This window comes from Moorena sp. SIO4G3 (genome assembly GCF_010692305.1).
Classification (GTDB): Bacteria; Cyanobacteriota; Cyanobacteriia; order Cyanobacteriales; family Coleofasciculaceae; genus Moorena; species Moorena producens_A.
The window spans coordinates 1-15,601 of record NZ_JAAHIG010000216.1 but is presented as its reverse complement, the minus strand read 5'-3'; the positions used below and the strand labels follow the sequence as shown (position 1 = coordinate 15,601).

Sequence of the window (15,601 nt, the reverse complement as noted above, 5' to 3'; positions counted from 1 at the left end):
AGCTCTCTGAAATCTAGGTTATTTGAATAGCTATGTGATAGGCAGATTTTATCAAGTGTTAATCTAGCGTTTATCGCAGTTATGAGGTACATTATTCTTTGACATTGATTCCCTGTATTGATTGATCGCATACCTATTCCTTGTTCCCTAAAATCCCGAAATTGTGTACCTCATAGCTATGATAATTGCTAGTGATAGTTCAGAGTTTTTTTGTTTGATGTAATTTTGATCTAATTATGAACAGCAGTACTTGTATGTATGATTGTAGTAGTTTAGTTCGATTAGGTAGCAGTAGCTCCTCTAGATCAGATCAAGAAACTTGGAGGCTTTTATATGACAGGCAATGCCAGATGTTAGAAGGTCGGGCTTGTCAAGAATTTGTTGAAGCCGTTCAAAAAATTCAACCACTAATTTATAATCTGCCAAACTTAGAACTTCTATCAGAACAGCTTTATTCCTATTCAGGGTGGCGAATTTTCCCCGTGGATGGATTGGTACCTTCCGATGATTTTTTTAATTTAATCGGCAACAGATATTTTCCAGTTGCTACTTTTATACGCTCTGGGGAAGACTTAGATTATTCCCCTCTACCAGATATGTGGCACGACATTTTTGGACATCTTCCCTTACTGTTCAATTCATCAGTTTATAGAGAGTTTCTTGAGAATATTGCTAGAGAAATTTATCAAGCTAGTGATCCAGATTATAAAAAAACCTTGGAAAATCTTTTCTGGTACACCATTGAGTCTGGAGTTTGTCAAGAAAATGGGGAACTTAGGGTTTACGGTTCTAGCCAGTTGTCTAGCTTTAATGAGATATCCTATGCTCTGAGCGAACAGGTGACAGTTGTCCCGTTGGAAGAGGTTGACATTGGAATTTTTTCAATTAATATTCATACTGTTCAGACAACTATCTTTAAAATACCTTGTTTCGATTATCTGGGTCAGATTGACTTTAAACTTTTGAGCAAATGAGTATGAGTAGTATACCGACTATAATAGCAAGTTCAAAAGCACCGTTACAGTGGCAAAATTTTCGGTTTTACACTAACTCTTATGCTTATCTGGATGATTTAGTAAGGTGCTATGGTGAAACCTTTATGTTGCCATTAGGGGGCTCTCAATCCTGTCCCTATGTTTTTTTCAGCAATCCTCAGGATATCCGGGCTGTACATAGCTTAGATTACGGAGAATTTGTCATGGAAAATAGCCTTCTGAAGGCAATTTTTGGCAATGGATCAATGCTTTTGATTGACCGAGATCAACACAAGCGAGATCGTAAACTATTGTCACCTCCTCTGCGTGGGGGAGAGATTCGTGCTTTGGGTAGTCTGGTTTACCAACGAACCATTAAAGTTTTTGGCGAAATTGAGACGGGTGAGATATTTGTCGCCAGTCGTGTGATCCGAAAGATTCTGCTTTATGTCATAGTGGAGATAGTTTTTGGTAAACAAAATGATCAATTATATGAGGAGATGCACTGTCTTTTCAGCAAACTGCTGACCTTGATCACTTTCCCAGGAGATAGCTTGATTTTCTTCGATTTATTGAGGGTGAATTTAGGAGTTTGGAGTCCTTGGAAGCGGTTACAGCAATGTAGACAGGAAATTGAGAGTCTACTTCAGCGTGAAATTGATCAACGGCGTCAACAAAAAAAGTTGGATAGTAGAGATATCCTTAGCCTGATGCTCTCCAACTCTAAACAGATAAGTGACCAAGAGTTAGTGGATGAGTTATTTACCCTTGTTATTGGTGGTTTTGAATCCTGTGAGTCAGCGATCGCTTGGGCACTTTATTGGATTCATAAATTGCCTGATGTCAAAGAAAAGCTATTATCAGAGTTGAAGAGCCTTCCTAGAAGAGCCGATCCGATGGAGATATGTAACTTGCCTTTTCTTGGAGCGATTTGTGATGAAACATTGCGAATCCATCCTGTTTTTGAGTATGCAAGTCCTCGCCTTGCCACATCTTCAGTGAAAATTGGTCAGAATCAGTTTGCTGCTGGAACTGTTTTAATCCCTTGCATTTATCTGGTTCACCATCGCCCAGATTTGTATCCTGAGCCTAAGCAGTTTAAGCCAAAGCGATTTCTTGAACGACGATATGATTATTCCTGCGAGTTTATTCCTTTTGGTGGTGGAAAACGCTACTGTCTAGGCTATGAATTGGTCAATCTAGAGATGAAATTGGTGTTAGCAGCAATGTTATCTCACTATAGTTTTCAATTAGTGAGTCATCAGACTGTCAAGCCACGTCGCCGGGGTTATGTTATTACACCATCTGGTGGTGTTAGGATGACTAAGGTGGGTATTGCCTAGCCTGTTTACTCTAGGCCCGTTATAGCAATTATCATATCTATGAGGTACAAAATTTCGGGATTTTAGGGAACAGGGAACAGGGGCTCACCGGAACAGGGAATAGAAAATAGGGAATAGCGATGCGCTGCATCAAGACAGAGAATCAACCTCAAAGAATACTGTACTTCATAACTGCGATAAACCCTATATAATATGTATTTCGATAGCTGGGAAGATCTGCTTACTTTCATGCTCCAGGGATTGGAGTTAGAACTCCCTCCCAACACTAGTTGATATTTTATACTGAGAATTGCTGACTCTGTTCCAATTTAGGTGTATTGTGATTCTAGGCGTGTTTGAATCAGGAGTGTTTGATGACTAGCAACAATATAGAACAAAAGCCTCCAATGATAGCTTTTGTTGAGTTAGTGAGTGGATTTTGGATAACCCAGGCAATGAGTGTAGCAGCACGATTAGGTATTGCTGATTTACTCAAAAATGAAACAAAAAGTGTTGATGACCTCGCACAAGCGACTGATACAGATACTCGCTCTCTTTATCGGTTATTGCGAACCCTGGCAAGTGTTAATGTTTTCACAGAAGTAGAACAGGGAAAATTTGCTCTCACCCCAGTTGGCCAATACATGCAAAGTGATAATCCCTACTCCTTGCGAGACTTAGCGATCATGCATGGTGATGATTGGCATTGGAGTTCTATCGGCCAGATGTACCGTAAATTTAAGGAAGGAAAATCGGTTGTCCATTATCGCTATCAGGTAGATAGCTATTGGGAGTACTTAGATCAACATCCTGAATCTCAAACGCTCTTCAACGAAGCAATGGTTGCCGTTGCTAAAAATTTTCACACTCCTTTCATTGAGTCCTATGATTTTTCAAGCTTTACTAAGGTTGTAGATATAGCTGGAGGTCAAGGCACTGTGTTGTCATCTATTCTCAAGGCTAATCCTCACCTACAAGGAATTGTCTTCGATTTACCCCGAACAGTGGATGAGGCAGCAACATTTCTAGAAGAGCAAGGAATTGCAGACAGATGTCAAACGATAGGCGGAGATATGTTTAAATCGGTGCCTGAGGGTGGAGATCTGTATGTGATGTCGTATATTATGGCTGACTGGGATAGTGATAGCTGTCTGACTATCCTCAAGAATGTTCGTCAGGCGATCGCTGACAACGGTAAGTTGCTAGTGGTTGATTCTATCATTCCCCCAGCTAATGAGTATAGCTGGATCAAGTGGCTAGACTTATTCGAGTTATGTATGGGATATGGTGGGCCTCGTACAAAAGAAGAGTATGCAGCAATCTTCCAGGGATCTGGTTTTCGCTGGGCAAATACTATCAACATGAATACTCCATGCAGCGTAATAGAATTGGTTCCTGTCTAGAGGAATCGCTGGGTTGAAGCAGAAGTAGGGCTGGCTAATGACTAGCCAGCATCAGGTCAATAACTCTATCTGTAAAAACAAGAAGCTGTACTATGGCAAGTCTTGATGGTCCTAAGATTCCCCTTTGGTTGCAGAAAGCCCGCATGATTATCTGGCCGACAGAATTTCTGGAGGACTGTGCTCACAACCACGGAGGTGTATTTACCCTTGGATGTGATGATGCAGGAATGACTGCCATTCCTGATTCTCCAGTCGTGTTTGTGAGTGAGCCTCTTGCACTCAAACAGATATTTTCTGCTGGGTCTGACTTGTTTAATTTTGGGCAGTCTGGAGACGCACTAGGGCCTTTTTTTGGGGAAAAATCCCTATTTTTGCTAGATGGTGCTGTTCACAAGAGGATGCGTAGCCTGCTAATGCCTCCGATGCATGGACAGCCTCTTCAGGCACAGGGTGAGAAAATTGTTGAAGTGGCTAGACTGGTGAGCAGTCAGTGGAGAGTTGGACACCCCTTTCTTGTCTGTCCAGCCATGCTAGATATCTCTTTAGAAGTTATCTTACAAATTACGTTGGATCTCGACCAGGGGCAGCGTCTTGAACATTTTAAGAAAGTGTTTAATGCTTGGCTAACTTCACTCTTTTCTCCCCTAAAGGCTACTGTTCTGAGCTTTCTCTCCTTGCAAGCAGACTTGGGAGATTGGAGCCCATGGGGACGTTTTGTCCGTCTTAGAGGCCAACTGTTTCAGCTACTAGATGAAGAAATCCAGCAACGGCGACAAAACTCAGACCCTTCTCGAACAGATATCCTGAGTGCGTTGATGATGGCTCGCGATCCAGAAGGTAAGGCTTTAACAGATGACGACTTGAAGGATCAAGTCTTTGCGATTCTCTCGGCAGGGGTTGAAAACACTTCAATTGCTTTGGCTTGGGCGATGTACTGGATTCACTTTCTTCCAGAGGTTCGCCAAAAGCTGCTGAGCGAGTTGGATAGTTCTGGTGCTGATCTGTCGCTGAGTGGGATTGCTCAGTTGCCCTATTTGAGTGCTATCTGTCAAGAAGCCTTACGGATTTACCCACCGATTATGGTAACTGAGTTGCGACTGTTAAAATCTCCGATGTTGCTGATGGGGCATCAGTTGGAACCTGGAACAGTACTGTTGCCTTGTAGTTATTTAACCCATCAACGTCCAGAGCTGTACCCTGAGCCAAAACGTTTTCGACCAGAGCGCTTTCTGAAAAGAAAATATGCACCTTACGAGTATTTTCCTTTTGGTGGGGGTAACCGTATCTGTATTGGTGGAACACTAGCAATGTTCACGATGAAACTTGTTATAGCCACAATTGTATCAAGATTAAATCTGAAGTTAATCGACCAAAATGTTAAGCCTGTGCGGAGTCGATTTGCTATTTCTCCATCACTGGGATTTCGTATGGTTATCATCAATGAACGTGAAGGATAACAGATATGTTAATCTTAGGAATATCAGCTTATTATCATGACAGCGCTGCTGCTTTAGTCGCTGATGGTAACATTATCGCAGCGGCTCAGGAAGAACGTTTTTCTCGGAAAAAGCATGATGCTAAGTTTCCGAGCGCGGCGATCACCTACTGTCTTAAAGAGGCAGCAATCAGTCTTACAGACCTAAACCAGATAGTTTTTTACGACAAACCATTAGTCAAGTTTGAACGACTTCTGGAAACCTATTTGAACTATGCACCCAGGGGGATTTACTCTTTTCTCAAAGCCATGCCAGTCTGGCTCAAAGAAAAACTTTACCTCAAAACGCTCTTGAAGAAGGAACTGGCGAAACTTGCAGAGTGTAAGGTCTCCGAGTTACCTCCCTTATTTTTTACTGAACATCACCAATCTCATGCAGCATCTGCTTTTTTTCCCAGTCCTTTTGATCGTGCTGCTGTGTTGTGCTTAGATGGTGTGGGGGAGTGGGCTACAACATCCGTTTGGTTGGGAGATGGGAACCAACTCATACCACACTGGGAAATTCATTTTCCCCACTCTCTTGGCTTGCTCTATTCTGCATTTACCTACTACATCGGGTTTAAGGTCAATTCGGGTGAGTACAAATTGATGGGTTTAGCCCCCTATGGTGAGCCTAAGTATGTGGATCAAATTTTAGAACACTTAATAGATCTCAAAGAGGATGGTACTTTTCGGTTGAATATGGATTATTTCAACTACACTGTTGGACTAACCATGACCAACCATAAATTCCATGAATTATTTGGAAAACCACCGCGCCAGCCAGAAGGAAAAATCACCCAAAGGGAAATGGATTTAGCTAGATCTATTCAGCATGTGGTGGAAGAGATTGTGCTGCGTCTAGCAAAGACTGTCAGAAAGGAACTGAGCGCAGATTATCTTTGTTTAGCTGGTGGTGTTGCTCTCAACTGTGTTGCGAATGGACGTGTTTTGCGAGAGAGTGGCTTCAAAGATATATGGATTCAACCTGCCTCTGGAGATGCAGGCGGAGCAGTAGGAGCTGCTTTATCTCTCTGGTACCAGTACCATGAAATGGAACGCATCTCCACTCAGAAAGATCCCATGGGAGGAGGCTATCTTGGGCCACGTTTCACCGATGCAGAGATTTTAGACTATCTACATGCATCTGACGCTAGTTATCAGCGACTTGATGATGATGAGCTTATGCCTTACCTAGCCGAAATTCTGGAACAGGGCAATGTTGTTGGCTGGTTTTCTGGGCGAATGGAGTTCGGACCGCGTGCTTTGGGCAGTCGTTCTATTATTGGCGATCCCCGCAACCCCAAGATGCAGTCAGTTATGAATCTCAAGATTAAGTACCGAGAATCTTTTCGTCCCTTTGCTCCTTCAGTCCTAGCAGAACGAGTTTCAGACTACTTTGAGCTTGATCGCCCTAGTCCCTATATGTTGATTGTAGCACCAGTCAAACAGGAGCTTTGTCTTTCTATGACACCAGAGGAGCAGCAACGCTTTGGCATCAATAAATTGAACGTCAAGCGTTCTCACATTCCAGCTATCACCCACGTTGATTACTCAGCACGCATCCAAACGGTTCATCAAGAAACTAACCCTCGTTACTATAATTTGATTCGTCATTTCGAGGCTAAGACTGGCTGTGCCGTACTTGTGAACACATCATTTAATGTACGTGGTGAGCCAATTGTGTGTACTCCTAAAGATGCCTATGAATGTTTTATGGGGACTGAGATGGACTACTTGGTCATAGAGAACTTCCTGTTAGCCAAGTCTGCACAACCTGATAGCGCTACTGCGCAAACAAGATCATTTATTCTGGATTAAGTTTGCATATGTGCATCCTAACTTTGTCAGACTTGAGCCAAACTTCCAACCTGATCAGGTAAAGCTGTGAAAGTGGAACACACTCGTTCTTTACTATTTTTATAAAGAGTTTTAATATCCTTTTCTCATTTAAATTATGCAGTACCAGCAAGATAAAAAATATGCACTTGTCACTGGTGGTAATAAAGGTATAGGGTTTGCTATCTGCCAAAAGTTACTTGTAGCTGGATTTGACGTGATTTTGACAGCTCGTTCTCTTGAGAGAGCTAAAGTGGCAGCAGCACAGTTAAACTCTCCTGCATCTCAAATCCAAGTTTTTCAGATGGATCTTACGGATGACAGTAGCATTCATTCCATGACAGAGAGCCTGAGCCAAACGATTACCCATCTTGATGTTTTAATCAATAATGCAGGTGTCTTCCCCGACCAAGATGTTAGCATTCTGACTGTTTCTCGGGATTTGCTACAGATTGGAATGAATACCAACACGTTCGGTACAATTCATCTGACTCAAACCTTACTTCCACTGTTAGAAAAGTCATCTGAAGCTCGTATTATTAATGTTTCTAGCGAACGTGGTCAATTTAGTGGTTTAGCCACGGATGTGCCTAGTTATTCTTTATCTAAACTGGCTCTCAATGGTGCAACCATTCTGCTGGCAGAAGCATTGAAGCCAAAAGGAATTGCAGTATATGCGATGTGGCCAGGCTGGGTCAGAACGGATATGGGGGGAGAGCAGGCTCCTCTTTCTCCAGAACAAGGAGCTGATACTGTTATTTGGTTAGCAACACAGGCTTCGCCAAGTTTAAGTGGCAAGTATTTTTACAAACGTCAGGAAATTTCCTATAGTTAGAACGCCATCTCAGCTTACTGACCAAAGGATGTACTACTCTAACAATTGCGAATCAATTATGTCTATTTCTATTGAAAAACCTCTACCTCAGACTGAGAAAGCTATTGGTAGCTATGTAATTCCTTCCATCACCCTGACGGAACCATCTTTTCTTTCGTTAGTTATTCCTACATACAATGAGAGCAAGAATATTGAGAAGCTGATTAAAGTACTCAGCAGTTTGCTTACTCCTGTGCTCCAGTCTAATTATGAGCTAATTGTTGTTGATGATGATAGCCCAGATCGTACTTGGGAAGTCGCACAGTCTTTAGTCAAGGAATACCCACACTTGCGTGTGATTCGTCGTCAACAGGAACGGGGACTGGCAACTGCTGTACTTTGTGGCTGGCAAATTGCAGCAGGGAATATTTTGGGAGTGATTGATGGAGATTTACAACATCCCCCAGAAACCCTACTGAAATTGCTTGAAGCGATTGAAAATGGTGTGGATTTAGCTGTGGCAAGTCGCCATATTGAAGCAGGTGGTGTGAGTGATTGGAGTATTGTTAGGCGCATTCTCTCTCGGGGAGCACAGATCTTAGGACTAGTGATTTTACCGGGTGTGATTAGCCGGTTAAGCGATCCGATGAGCGGCTATTTTTTAGTTCAGCGTAATGCAATTACTGAATGTTATGTCAACCCTATTGGCTACAAGATCTTAATTGAAGTCCTAGCTCGTGGCAGAATTAACCAAATTTCTGAAGTAGGGTATGTCTTTCAAGAACGTCAAACTGGAGAGAGTAAGGTCACTAAGCAAAACTATTTTGACTATCTTCACCACCTCCTCTATCTTCGTCTTTCTTTGAGTAAGCTGAGTGACCTGAAACAGGATTTATCATTTCCCTTTAAGCGTTTCATGCGTTTTGGAGTAGTTGGCTTATCAGGAGTGTGTGTAGATATGAGCCTACTCTATCTTCTCCATGATCCTGCAAGATTAGATTTAGGATTAACTGTTAGTAAAATTATTGCTGCTGAAATTTCCATTATCAACAACTTTACATGGAATGAGATTTGGACGTTTGGGGATATTTCTTCTCGGCAAGATAGCTGGCATCAGCGTTGGCTTCGTCTAATTAAGTTTAATGCTGTTTGTCTCCTGGGATTAGTCTTTAATGTCATGATTTTGAACTTAATATCCAATCTTCTCAACATCAATTATTTAATGGCTAATTTAGTGGCCATTGCTGTTGTTACTTCTTGGAACTTTTGGATCAACTTAAAATTTAACTGGCGAGTTACAAAATGTTAGTCAGTAAACTATTGAACAGGCAATAGATTGAAATACAAACAGTCTCTTAGCTAGCCTAAACCCGTACCAACATTACAATATTATGTACTCTCATTATAACTGTAGTTTAAACTCCGAAAAATTACCCCAGCCATAACCAGAAGCTGAGAAACTATAAAAAACCCTGATAAAATATAGCTTAAGAGGCTTTTTTCGACAATTTTTTGGGTCGTAATTTACCTTTTTTGACCACAGGGTAACGATTTATTTTAGTACGCTTGTTCCCTTCGATCCAACCTGGAGACTTTCCACGGGGTTTGGGAGAAACAGTAGGTGTAGCAATCTCCGGTAAAAGTATTGCAATCCACTGAGCTACCTGTCCTGGAGTCAAATTCTGAATTGGTTTTTGACAAGGGAGATCATCCTGTGCCACAACTTCGACTCGGAATTCCTGAAGTTGTTTATAATTCATATAGGGCAGAGGTGAACAATTTTGGTTAATTCTCATAATTTACCCCTGATAGTAACTCAGTATACCCCACATCACTCCCTAGCCGCCCTCGCGATCGCAGGCTTTTAAAAAACTTTGTGACTCTTACTGGGTAGCGGAATAGTTCGTTTCTCAAAAAGCTACTGATAGCGATCGCTTGACCGTTTCTATTGACAGATGATTGATCGAGGACTTGATCATCTTGATGTGGCTCATCAAAACCGAGCATCCCAGTTTGGCAAATCTATCGCTCAAACTAACGATAAGACTAGGGTTTCAAAGCATAATTGAAAGTGTGATGTGAAAAAAGGGGATGCTTAGAGTGCGAGTTCTATAGAATCCCTCTTTTTCTAAAAGGGAGAGTGTCAACAATTTTTAATTGTTACACTCTTTCATGTCGTGTCCTATTTTGTGTATACTTTTATCTAAATCAACATAAAATTTTACTCAGATAGGAGTAACACAAGTTGGAGTTGATATAATTACCCTCAACGTTGCTTGTCTTAGTCTAAACTCCAGCGATTACATTTCTAGATTAACTACATTTAGGTGTAAAATGTCAGACATCGTTTACTTTAATGTTCCCTACTACGGACATATTGACCCAACCTTGGGATTAGTTCAAGAACTTACTCGACGTGGAGAGAAAGTAGATTACTACTGCACTGAGGAGTTTCAACATCGGATTGAATGTACTGGTGCCCAATTTCAACCACTCCCTAGTCAATTAGATCCGAAAAGTTTCTATACAATGGAAGCTTATGGAATGGAAACCAGTTTAGAACTTTTGCCTGTCTTATCTGAACAAGTCAAACGCGACTCTCCCAAATTGTTTATGTTTGAGTCTACCTGCCTCTTGGGATGTCTGCTGAGCCAGTTACTTCATCTTCCTACAGTATCGACCCATACTGTTACTTTTGTACCTCCTAGCTTTAGTTTTCCAATGTCAGAGTTACTAGCATTCACTCTATCACCTAGATTATTTCCATTTTTGTCTGCATTACACCCGATTTCAGAAGGCTCAACTCTGGAGAAGCTACAATGGTTTTTCAACAATAGGAATCTTTGGAAAAAATTGAAGCAACTGTATTCGGTAGGAAACGTTGAATTGAATAAGATGCTCAGACTGCAAGGTGATTTAAATGTGATATTGCTGCCAGAATACCTCCCAATCAAGCGAGATTTATATGACGAGAGTTACATTTTTACAGGGCCATGCTATTTAGATTTACCACCTGAATCGGATTTTCCTTTGGACCAACTTGAAGGAGAATCAGTGATCTATATCTCTCTAGGAACATTCTATAATCAAGACGTTTCCTTCTTCAAAAAGTGTTTGCAGGCCTTCGGTCACAGTAATCATCGTGTGGTCATGACTGTTGGTAAATCTTTAGATATTCAGTTGCTGGGAGAGATTCCGGCGAACTTTATTGTCCGAAATTGGGTGCCACAATTAGAAGTTCTCAAGTACGCTAAGCTTTTCATTACTCATGGAGGTCTAAATGGAGTTTTGGGAGGTTTGATGAATCAAGTTCCATTATTGGTATTTCCCCGAGGCGCAGACCAGTTTTTCCTGGCAAGCCGAGTACAGAAATTAGGAGCAGGTATATGGCTTAAGAAAAACAACTTCAAGCCTGTGGAGTTGCAACAGATTGCGGAAAAGGTAATGAATAGTCCTGATATTCGTAGGAATGTAGAGAAGCTAGGTAATTGGTTTGGGAAAGCAGGCGGCTCTAGTAGAGCATCTGATAAGATTATAGAATTTAAGAATAACTTATAGCGATCACAAATAAGTTAACGTCAGTTTTGGATAAGGAGGAGCGAAGCGGGTAGCCTGAAAGTGCCAACCATCAACCCTCCCCTTGCTCCATGCTTAGTCTAGAAGACCTTTTCTGTCATGTCGTTCGCGTAGCCTGCCCGATGGGGCTTAGACTTCTGCGTGCGCATTTGAACCTCTGTGGAATACACAACTACTAGAAGCGGGCATGAAAACCCGCAACCGCTCATCCGGTCTATGTTTGAGCGAACGCATAGCGAACCCATGACGATTGTGATTGCTTTTGACCAAATCGGCTACCGTACTTTTAAAGACTTTTACCAAAAACTAGTTCAACCTTACTGGAACGATGACTTTCTAGGAATGGTCACGCTACTCGCGTTTTGTAAAGTTACTCCCACAGACCCTGCTACCCCTATGTGCTTACCTACGATACTGCTTTGGCACAAATACCGGGGTGAGTTTTATCGACTCGACCAAGCTCAAAGTTTGTCAGAATCGACGCATTTCTCAACATCCTACCTTTTTAGGACTTGCGGCATGGGGGCGGACATCCGTAGACTGGTTCTTTGGCTTCAAGCTACATAATGTCGTTAACGATTGGCCTTTGGCCACGCTACGCGAACGCGGATAATTGCTCAATATTACCCTGACACCGGGCAATATTGATGACCGAAAACTCGTTCCCCAACTTGTCCAAAACTTGACCGGTAAACTGTTTGGGGACTTTGGCTATATTTCCAAAAAACTGAGTCAGCAACTTTTCCAAACTACCGGTTGGCAACTGATACCAAATCCTGTTCCCATACCCCCCTTATTCCCATAGCTCTAGATTCCTGGCATAAAAAAATTTGCTTGATTTTTATAAAGGGGTTTTGAGAAGCGGATTTGGTATTATACGTGGGTTTTGAAAACCGGATTTGGGATAAAATCCGCTTAATGACTTCAGAATAGTTTATGTATTTTGGTGTATGGTGAAATTGAAAATTTAAAGTGATTAGGAATCAATTAACCATTAACCATTAATCATTAACTATTAAAGAATTGGGAAACTGAGCTTTCAATGCTGGCAATACTGGACAAGGTTTCTTCTGCTGCAAGTTATCTCCTTTACCACTAAAGGTATTCCACCGAAATGGTCCCAAATCAGCGGCGGCCATCCACAGCAATCGTTTAGCTCGGGTCATGGCTACATAGAGTAAGCGGAATTCTTCAGCAGTCTTAAGCTGTGCCGCTTGTTCCCAAGCCTCGGGTGCCATGGGTAAGGGTTTCCCGTGAAGGTAGGCACGAATTTGAGCCCTGGCTACTTCTGCTAGGGTAAATTCTCCCAAAAACTGAGCAGCAGTAGGTACCCACGGATTACCTGGAAGGGTGTCTTCATGGAGAAAGGGCAAGAAAACATAGTCCCAGTCTAATCCTTTGGCTTTGTGCATGGTGATTACAGTCAGTTGATGGGAACGCAGATAAGGGGAGTCTGTATTGTCTGGGTCTACAGGTTCAAAACGTTCTGAGCTAACGATTTCCTGAAGTACTGTTAGAGTGTCACTGATAGAACTGTTGCCAAAGGTCTGTTTTGCTATCCGTTCGGCTAATTTATCTGCTGTGGCGAGCTCGGATTGGTCATAGTTTAAGGTCTGAGCCAGAAAGGAAATGAGGTGATAATTGGGGAGTTCTAGACGAGCACGTAGTAAATCACAGCAGTAGCGGCGAGCTTTGATAACTGGTTTTGTATGGGGTGGATCCAATGGACCAGGATAGAGGAATTGTTCGGGATAAGTCGATAGAGCATTGAGGTCTTGGGTGGGAATTAACTGACGTTTTACCAAGACATCTAGGGCAGCTTTTAGGTAATCCGGAGAATGGGGACGGTCGAGAAATTGCAGCAGTGTTAGGATTTGACTGGGAACGTGGGATTCGCGATCGCGTTTTTGGACATCATACACTTCAATCCCATGCTGGCGTTTGAGATACTCCAGTTGTTCCACCACAAAGGTTCCTTGTCGATTCTCCCGTACTAACACAGCAGCGTTATGGTTTTGGTTTTTGGCAAATAGCTCTACTACTCGCTTTCCAATCAGCTCGACTGTGTGGTAGATGTCCTTAGGAGTGTAAAGTTCTAAGCCTTTCCCTTCTGGATTTGGGTTGGCATCCGGTTGAGGGTCATTGGCATCTACTCGACGAATGGTTTGAGGACGAAAGGGTAGCTCAGGAGATGCTTGGGTTTGGGGGATAGAGTCTGGCTGTGGTACTGTTTCGGTAGAGTTTTTGCTGCCATAAGTGCTATTGACCCAATTCACGATAAAGTTGGCAGCATCGATGATAACCTGGCTACTGCGACCCGCTTGATCCATTGTGGCTAAACGTGCTATGGCCTGACAGTCTTGGCAAAACCAATTGAAGTAAATCGGGTCAGCTGGGGTAAAGGTAGAGTTAATGGCTTGATTGGGGTCTCCAACTCGGATCAGATTTGTTAAAGGTTGTTTGGTTGTTCGCGTAGCGTGGCCAATAGGCCAAGGTTGGGAGGTTGAAGGTTGGGAGGTTGAAGGTTGGGAGGTTGAAGGTTGGGAGGTTGAAGGTTGGGAGGTTGTTCGCTTAGCGTGGCCAATAGGCCAAGGTTCAAGGTTTGGTTCGGAAGTAGCTGGCAATGTGGCTAGGGTTTGCAAGAGTCGGTATTGTAACGGTGTGGAATCCTGGGCTTCGTCTTCAAAGACGGCAAAAAATTGATTTTGCCAGAGCTGACGGATGGCATCGTTTTCTAGCACTCTCAGGGCGGCTAGAATCATGTCGTCGTAGTCGATAAATTCACGCGATCGCACTATGGTTTGATACTGTTGATACAGTCCTGCTGCGATCGCTAATATCCCATATTCATCCGTTGTCTGTTCACTCAGGTGCCACAAATCTCCTGGTAATAACCCAGAACTTTTGGCTTCATGGATAACGGTGTAGGCCAGGTTAGGTAAGACTTCCGTTCGCAATACGGATTGTCGGCGCAACCGTTCTGTTTCTTCTCCATCAAAGCTTCGACCTTCGAGCAAGGTAAGATACCGGCGTGGATAATTAGCAATCCACTGTTCTACACAGGCACGGATTAAGCGATGACTTTGATTTGGAGTTACTAGAGTACTACTGTCTAGATTAAGTCCCGATAATTCTGGATGACGGTTAGCAATGTAGAGGGCTAAACCATGTAAGGTATAGACTACAAAGCTATTTTGTGGAACTTTAAGGGTTTTTAGGTCATCGCGGATTTTAGCTCGAATACTGGCAGCGGCAGAGCGAGTGAAGGTGACTACCAGCAATTGATATCTGCTATGGAGTTGGTAATTTGCGATCGCAATTGCTGCAGCTTTTGCCATGCCAGTAGATTTCCCAGCACCAGGCACAGCAGAAACCGCTAAGGTTCCCCCTTGCCAGTCGGCCATTGGTTGTTGTCCCCGTCTTAAACTATTGCGGAGTCGTTGGAGTTCTTGGGCACGCCAAGCTGCGAGGGGGGTTTGCCCTGAGTCTGACTTGGTATCTGTATCGTCTGACATGTTGAGATTTGCTGCAACTGACTATTTTTTGGTATTTTAATTAGCGCAGGTTGCAAATCGCTATAGCTTTTCGTTGAGGTGTATCAGCCTTATTTCAACTTTCACTGCTGACAAACCTTAGGATAGTTGACTGGCGTTAACCGCTCCAACCCAAGATTCCGAAAGATGACTCTATACTCAAAGTGTAGACAGTTCTAGTGGATCACAGTATCAGCAATGAAGATTAAAGCAGTTATTTGGCAAGAGGATGGGGTGTGGTGTGGCTCAGTTCCAGCACTACCTGGATGTCATACATGGGGCGAAAGCTACGAACACCTTATAGAAATGCTTGAAGAAGCTGTCCAGGGTTGGATTGAGGTGGCGAGCGAAAGAGAAGAGTTTGAGCCTGATAAGCAGTTAGTTGAGCTATCCCTATGAAGTCTATATCTGGCAAGACTCTCTGCAAAATTGTTGAGAAGCGAGGATGGGTTCTCAAACGAATCAATAGTAGTCATCACATTTATAGCAAGAAGGGTGTTCAAGCTATTCTCTCTATCCCTGTTCATGGTAACCGAGATTTACGTGACTCCCAAAGCTGAAAGCCCCGTGTTTTTAAACCGGGGATGAAAGCTCGTAGCGACTTTAGTCGCCGTGAGAAAAATCTCGATTAGTACTCGACACTTTTATATAAAATCGCTATAATAA

At 42.7% G+C, this 15,601-nt stretch carries 13 protein-coding genes and 1 pseudogene; 11 read left to right on the top strand and 3 right to left on the bottom strand.

All coding sequences use genetic code 11. The features are described 5' to 3' along the window. The first annotated feature begins 236 nt into the window (after positions 1-236). The 7 genes from F6J99_RS28945 (at position 237) to F6J99_RS28915 (ending at position 9,135) form a co-directional block, all read left to right on the top strand. Entirely contained in the window at positions 237-974 is a 738-nt protein-coding gene (locus F6J99_RS28945; RefSeq protein ID WP_365974406.1) for a hypothetical protein, read from the top strand. Between the two features lie 2 nt (positions 975-976). Further along, complete coding sequence (locus F6J99_RS28940) at positions 977-2,317, top strand: cytochrome P450 (RefSeq protein WP_293117932.1); 1,341 nt, start codon at positions 977-979, stop codon at positions 2,315-2,317. Between the two features lie 353 nt (positions 2,318-2,670). Beyond that, complete coding sequence (locus F6J99_RS28935) at positions 2,671-3,699, top strand: methyltransferase (RefSeq protein WP_293117929.1); 1,029 nt, start codon at positions 2,671-2,673, stop codon at positions 3,697-3,699. 92 nt (positions 3,700-3,791) lie between these two features. After that, positions 3,792-5,156, top strand: coding sequence for a cytochrome P450 (locus tag F6J99_RS28930; RefSeq protein WP_293117926.1), 1,365 nt, complete (start codon positions 3,792-3,794; stop codon positions 5,154-5,156). A 5-nt stretch (positions 5,157-5,161) separates the two neighbouring features. Beyond that, positions 5,162-6,994, top strand: coding sequence for a carbamoyltransferase (locus F6J99_RS28925; protein WP_293117923.1), 1,833 nt, complete (start codon positions 5,162-5,164; stop codon positions 6,992-6,994). 136 nt (positions 6,995-7,130) lie between these two features. After that, the gene (locus F6J99_RS28920; protein WP_293117921.1) at positions 7,131-7,847 is read left to right on the top strand and encodes an SDR family NAD(P)-dependent oxidoreductase; all 717 of its coding nucleotides are present in this window, start codon (positions 7,131-7,133) and stop codon (positions 7,845-7,847) included. Positions 7,848-7,905: 58 nt separating this feature from the next. Further along, on the top strand, positions 7,906-9,135 hold the full coding sequence (locus F6J99_RS28915) for a glycosyltransferase (RefSeq protein ID WP_293117918.1): 1,230 nt from the start codon (positions 7,906-7,908) through the stop codon (positions 9,133-9,135). Between the two features lie 178 nt (positions 9,136-9,313). On the opposite strand, the gene F6J99_RS28910 is transcribed toward F6J99_RS28915, so the two are convergent. Both F6J99_RS28910 and F6J99_RS28905 read right to left on the bottom strand, forming a co-directional pair. Beyond that, positions 9,314-9,622 (bottom strand): hypothetical protein, encoded by a 309-nt coding sequence (locus tag F6J99_RS28910; RefSeq protein WP_293117915.1) that lies wholly within the window; start codon positions 9,620-9,622, stop codon positions 9,314-9,316. Beyond that, entirely contained in the window at positions 9,612-9,833 is a 222-nt protein-coding gene (locus F6J99_RS28905; protein WP_293117913.1) for a hypothetical protein, read from the bottom strand. Before F6J99_RS28905 ends, F6J99_RS28910 begins: the two co-directional genes overlap by 11 nt. Before the next feature lie 327 nt (positions 9,834-10,160). Between F6J99_RS28905 and F6J99_RS28900 the strand changes: the two genes are divergently transcribed. Both F6J99_RS28900 and F6J99_RS28895 read left to right on the top strand, forming a co-directional pair. After that, positions 10,161-11,384, top strand: a complete 1,224-nt coding sequence (locus F6J99_RS28900) for a macrolide family glycosyltransferase (RefSeq protein WP_293117910.1) — start codon at positions 10,161-10,163, stop codon at positions 11,382-11,384. A 454-nt stretch (positions 11,385-11,838) separates the two neighbouring features. Beyond that, positions 11,839-12,207 (top strand): annotated as a pseudogene (locus F6J99_RS28895) (transposase). Between the two features lie 196 nt (positions 12,208-12,403). On the opposite strand, the gene F6J99_RS28890 reads toward F6J99_RS28895, so the two are convergent. Next, positions 12,404-14,917, bottom strand: a complete 2,514-nt coding sequence (locus F6J99_RS28890) for an ATP-dependent helicase (RefSeq protein ID WP_293117907.1) — start codon at positions 14,915-14,917, stop codon at positions 12,404-12,406. 216 nt (positions 14,918-15,133) lie between these two features. Between F6J99_RS28890 and F6J99_RS28885 the strand changes: the two genes are divergently transcribed. Both F6J99_RS28885 and F6J99_RS28880 read left to right on the top strand, forming a co-directional pair. Then, positions 15,134-15,334, top strand: coding sequence for a type II toxin-antitoxin system HicB family antitoxin (locus F6J99_RS28885; protein ID WP_070395127.1), 201 nt, complete (start codon positions 15,134-15,136; stop codon positions 15,332-15,334). Next, positions 15,331-15,495, top strand: coding sequence for a type II toxin-antitoxin system HicA family toxin (locus F6J99_RS28880; RefSeq protein WP_293117904.1), 165 nt, complete (start codon positions 15,331-15,333; stop codon positions 15,493-15,495). Before F6J99_RS28885 ends, F6J99_RS28880 begins: the two co-directional genes overlap by 4 nt. Positions 15,496-15,601 lie beyond the last annotated feature (106 nt).

What these genes read in the sequence shown, in the direction of transcription:
- F6J99_RS28945 (WP_365974406.1), top strand. Translation starts at nt 237, where the DNA reads ATGAACAGCAGTACTTGTATGTATGATTGTAGTAGTTTAGTTCGATTA.
- F6J99_RS28940 (WP_293117932.1), top strand. Translation starts at nt 977, where the DNA reads ATGAGTAGTATACCGACTATAATAGCAAGTTCAAAAGCACCGTTACAG.
- F6J99_RS28935 (WP_293117929.1), top strand. Translation starts at nt 2,671, where the DNA reads ATGACTAGCAACAATATAGAACAAAAGCCTCCAATGATAGCTTTTGTT.
- F6J99_RS28930 (WP_293117926.1), top strand. Translation starts at nt 3,792, where the DNA reads ATGGCAAGTCTTGATGGTCCTAAGATTCCCCTTTGGTTGCAGAAAGCC.
- F6J99_RS28925 (WP_293117923.1), top strand. Translation starts at nt 5,162, where the DNA reads ATGTTAATCTTAGGAATATCAGCTTATTATCATGACAGCGCTGCTGCT.
- F6J99_RS28920 (WP_293117921.1), top strand. Translation starts at nt 7,131, where the DNA reads ATGCAGTACCAGCAAGATAAAAAATATGCACTTGTCACTGGTGGTAAT.
- F6J99_RS28915 (WP_293117918.1), top strand. Translation starts at nt 7,906, where the DNA reads ATGTCTATTTCTATTGAAAAACCTCTACCTCAGACTGAGAAAGCTATT.
- F6J99_RS28910 (WP_293117915.1), bottom strand. Translation starts at nt 9,622, where the DNA reads ATGAGAATTAACCAAAATTGTTCACCTCTGCCCTATATGAATTATAAA.
- F6J99_RS28905 (WP_293117913.1), bottom strand. Translation starts at nt 9,833, where the DNA reads ATGCTCGGTTTTGATGAGCCACATCAAGATGATCAAGTCCTCGATCAA.
- F6J99_RS28900 (WP_293117910.1), top strand. Translation starts at nt 10,161, where the DNA reads ATGTCAGACATCGTTTACTTTAATGTTCCCTACTACGGACATATTGAC.
- F6J99_RS28890 (WP_293117907.1), bottom strand. Translation starts at nt 14,917, where the DNA reads ATGTCAGACGATACAGATACCAAGTCAGACTCAGGGCAAACCCCCCTC.
- F6J99_RS28885 (WP_070395127.1), top strand. Translation starts at nt 15,134, where the DNA reads ATGAAGATTAAAGCAGTTATTTGGCAAGAGGATGGGGTGTGGTGTGGC.
- F6J99_RS28880 (WP_293117904.1), top strand. Translation starts at nt 15,331, where the DNA reads ATGAAGTCTATATCTGGCAAGACTCTCTGCAAAATTGTTGAGAAGCGA.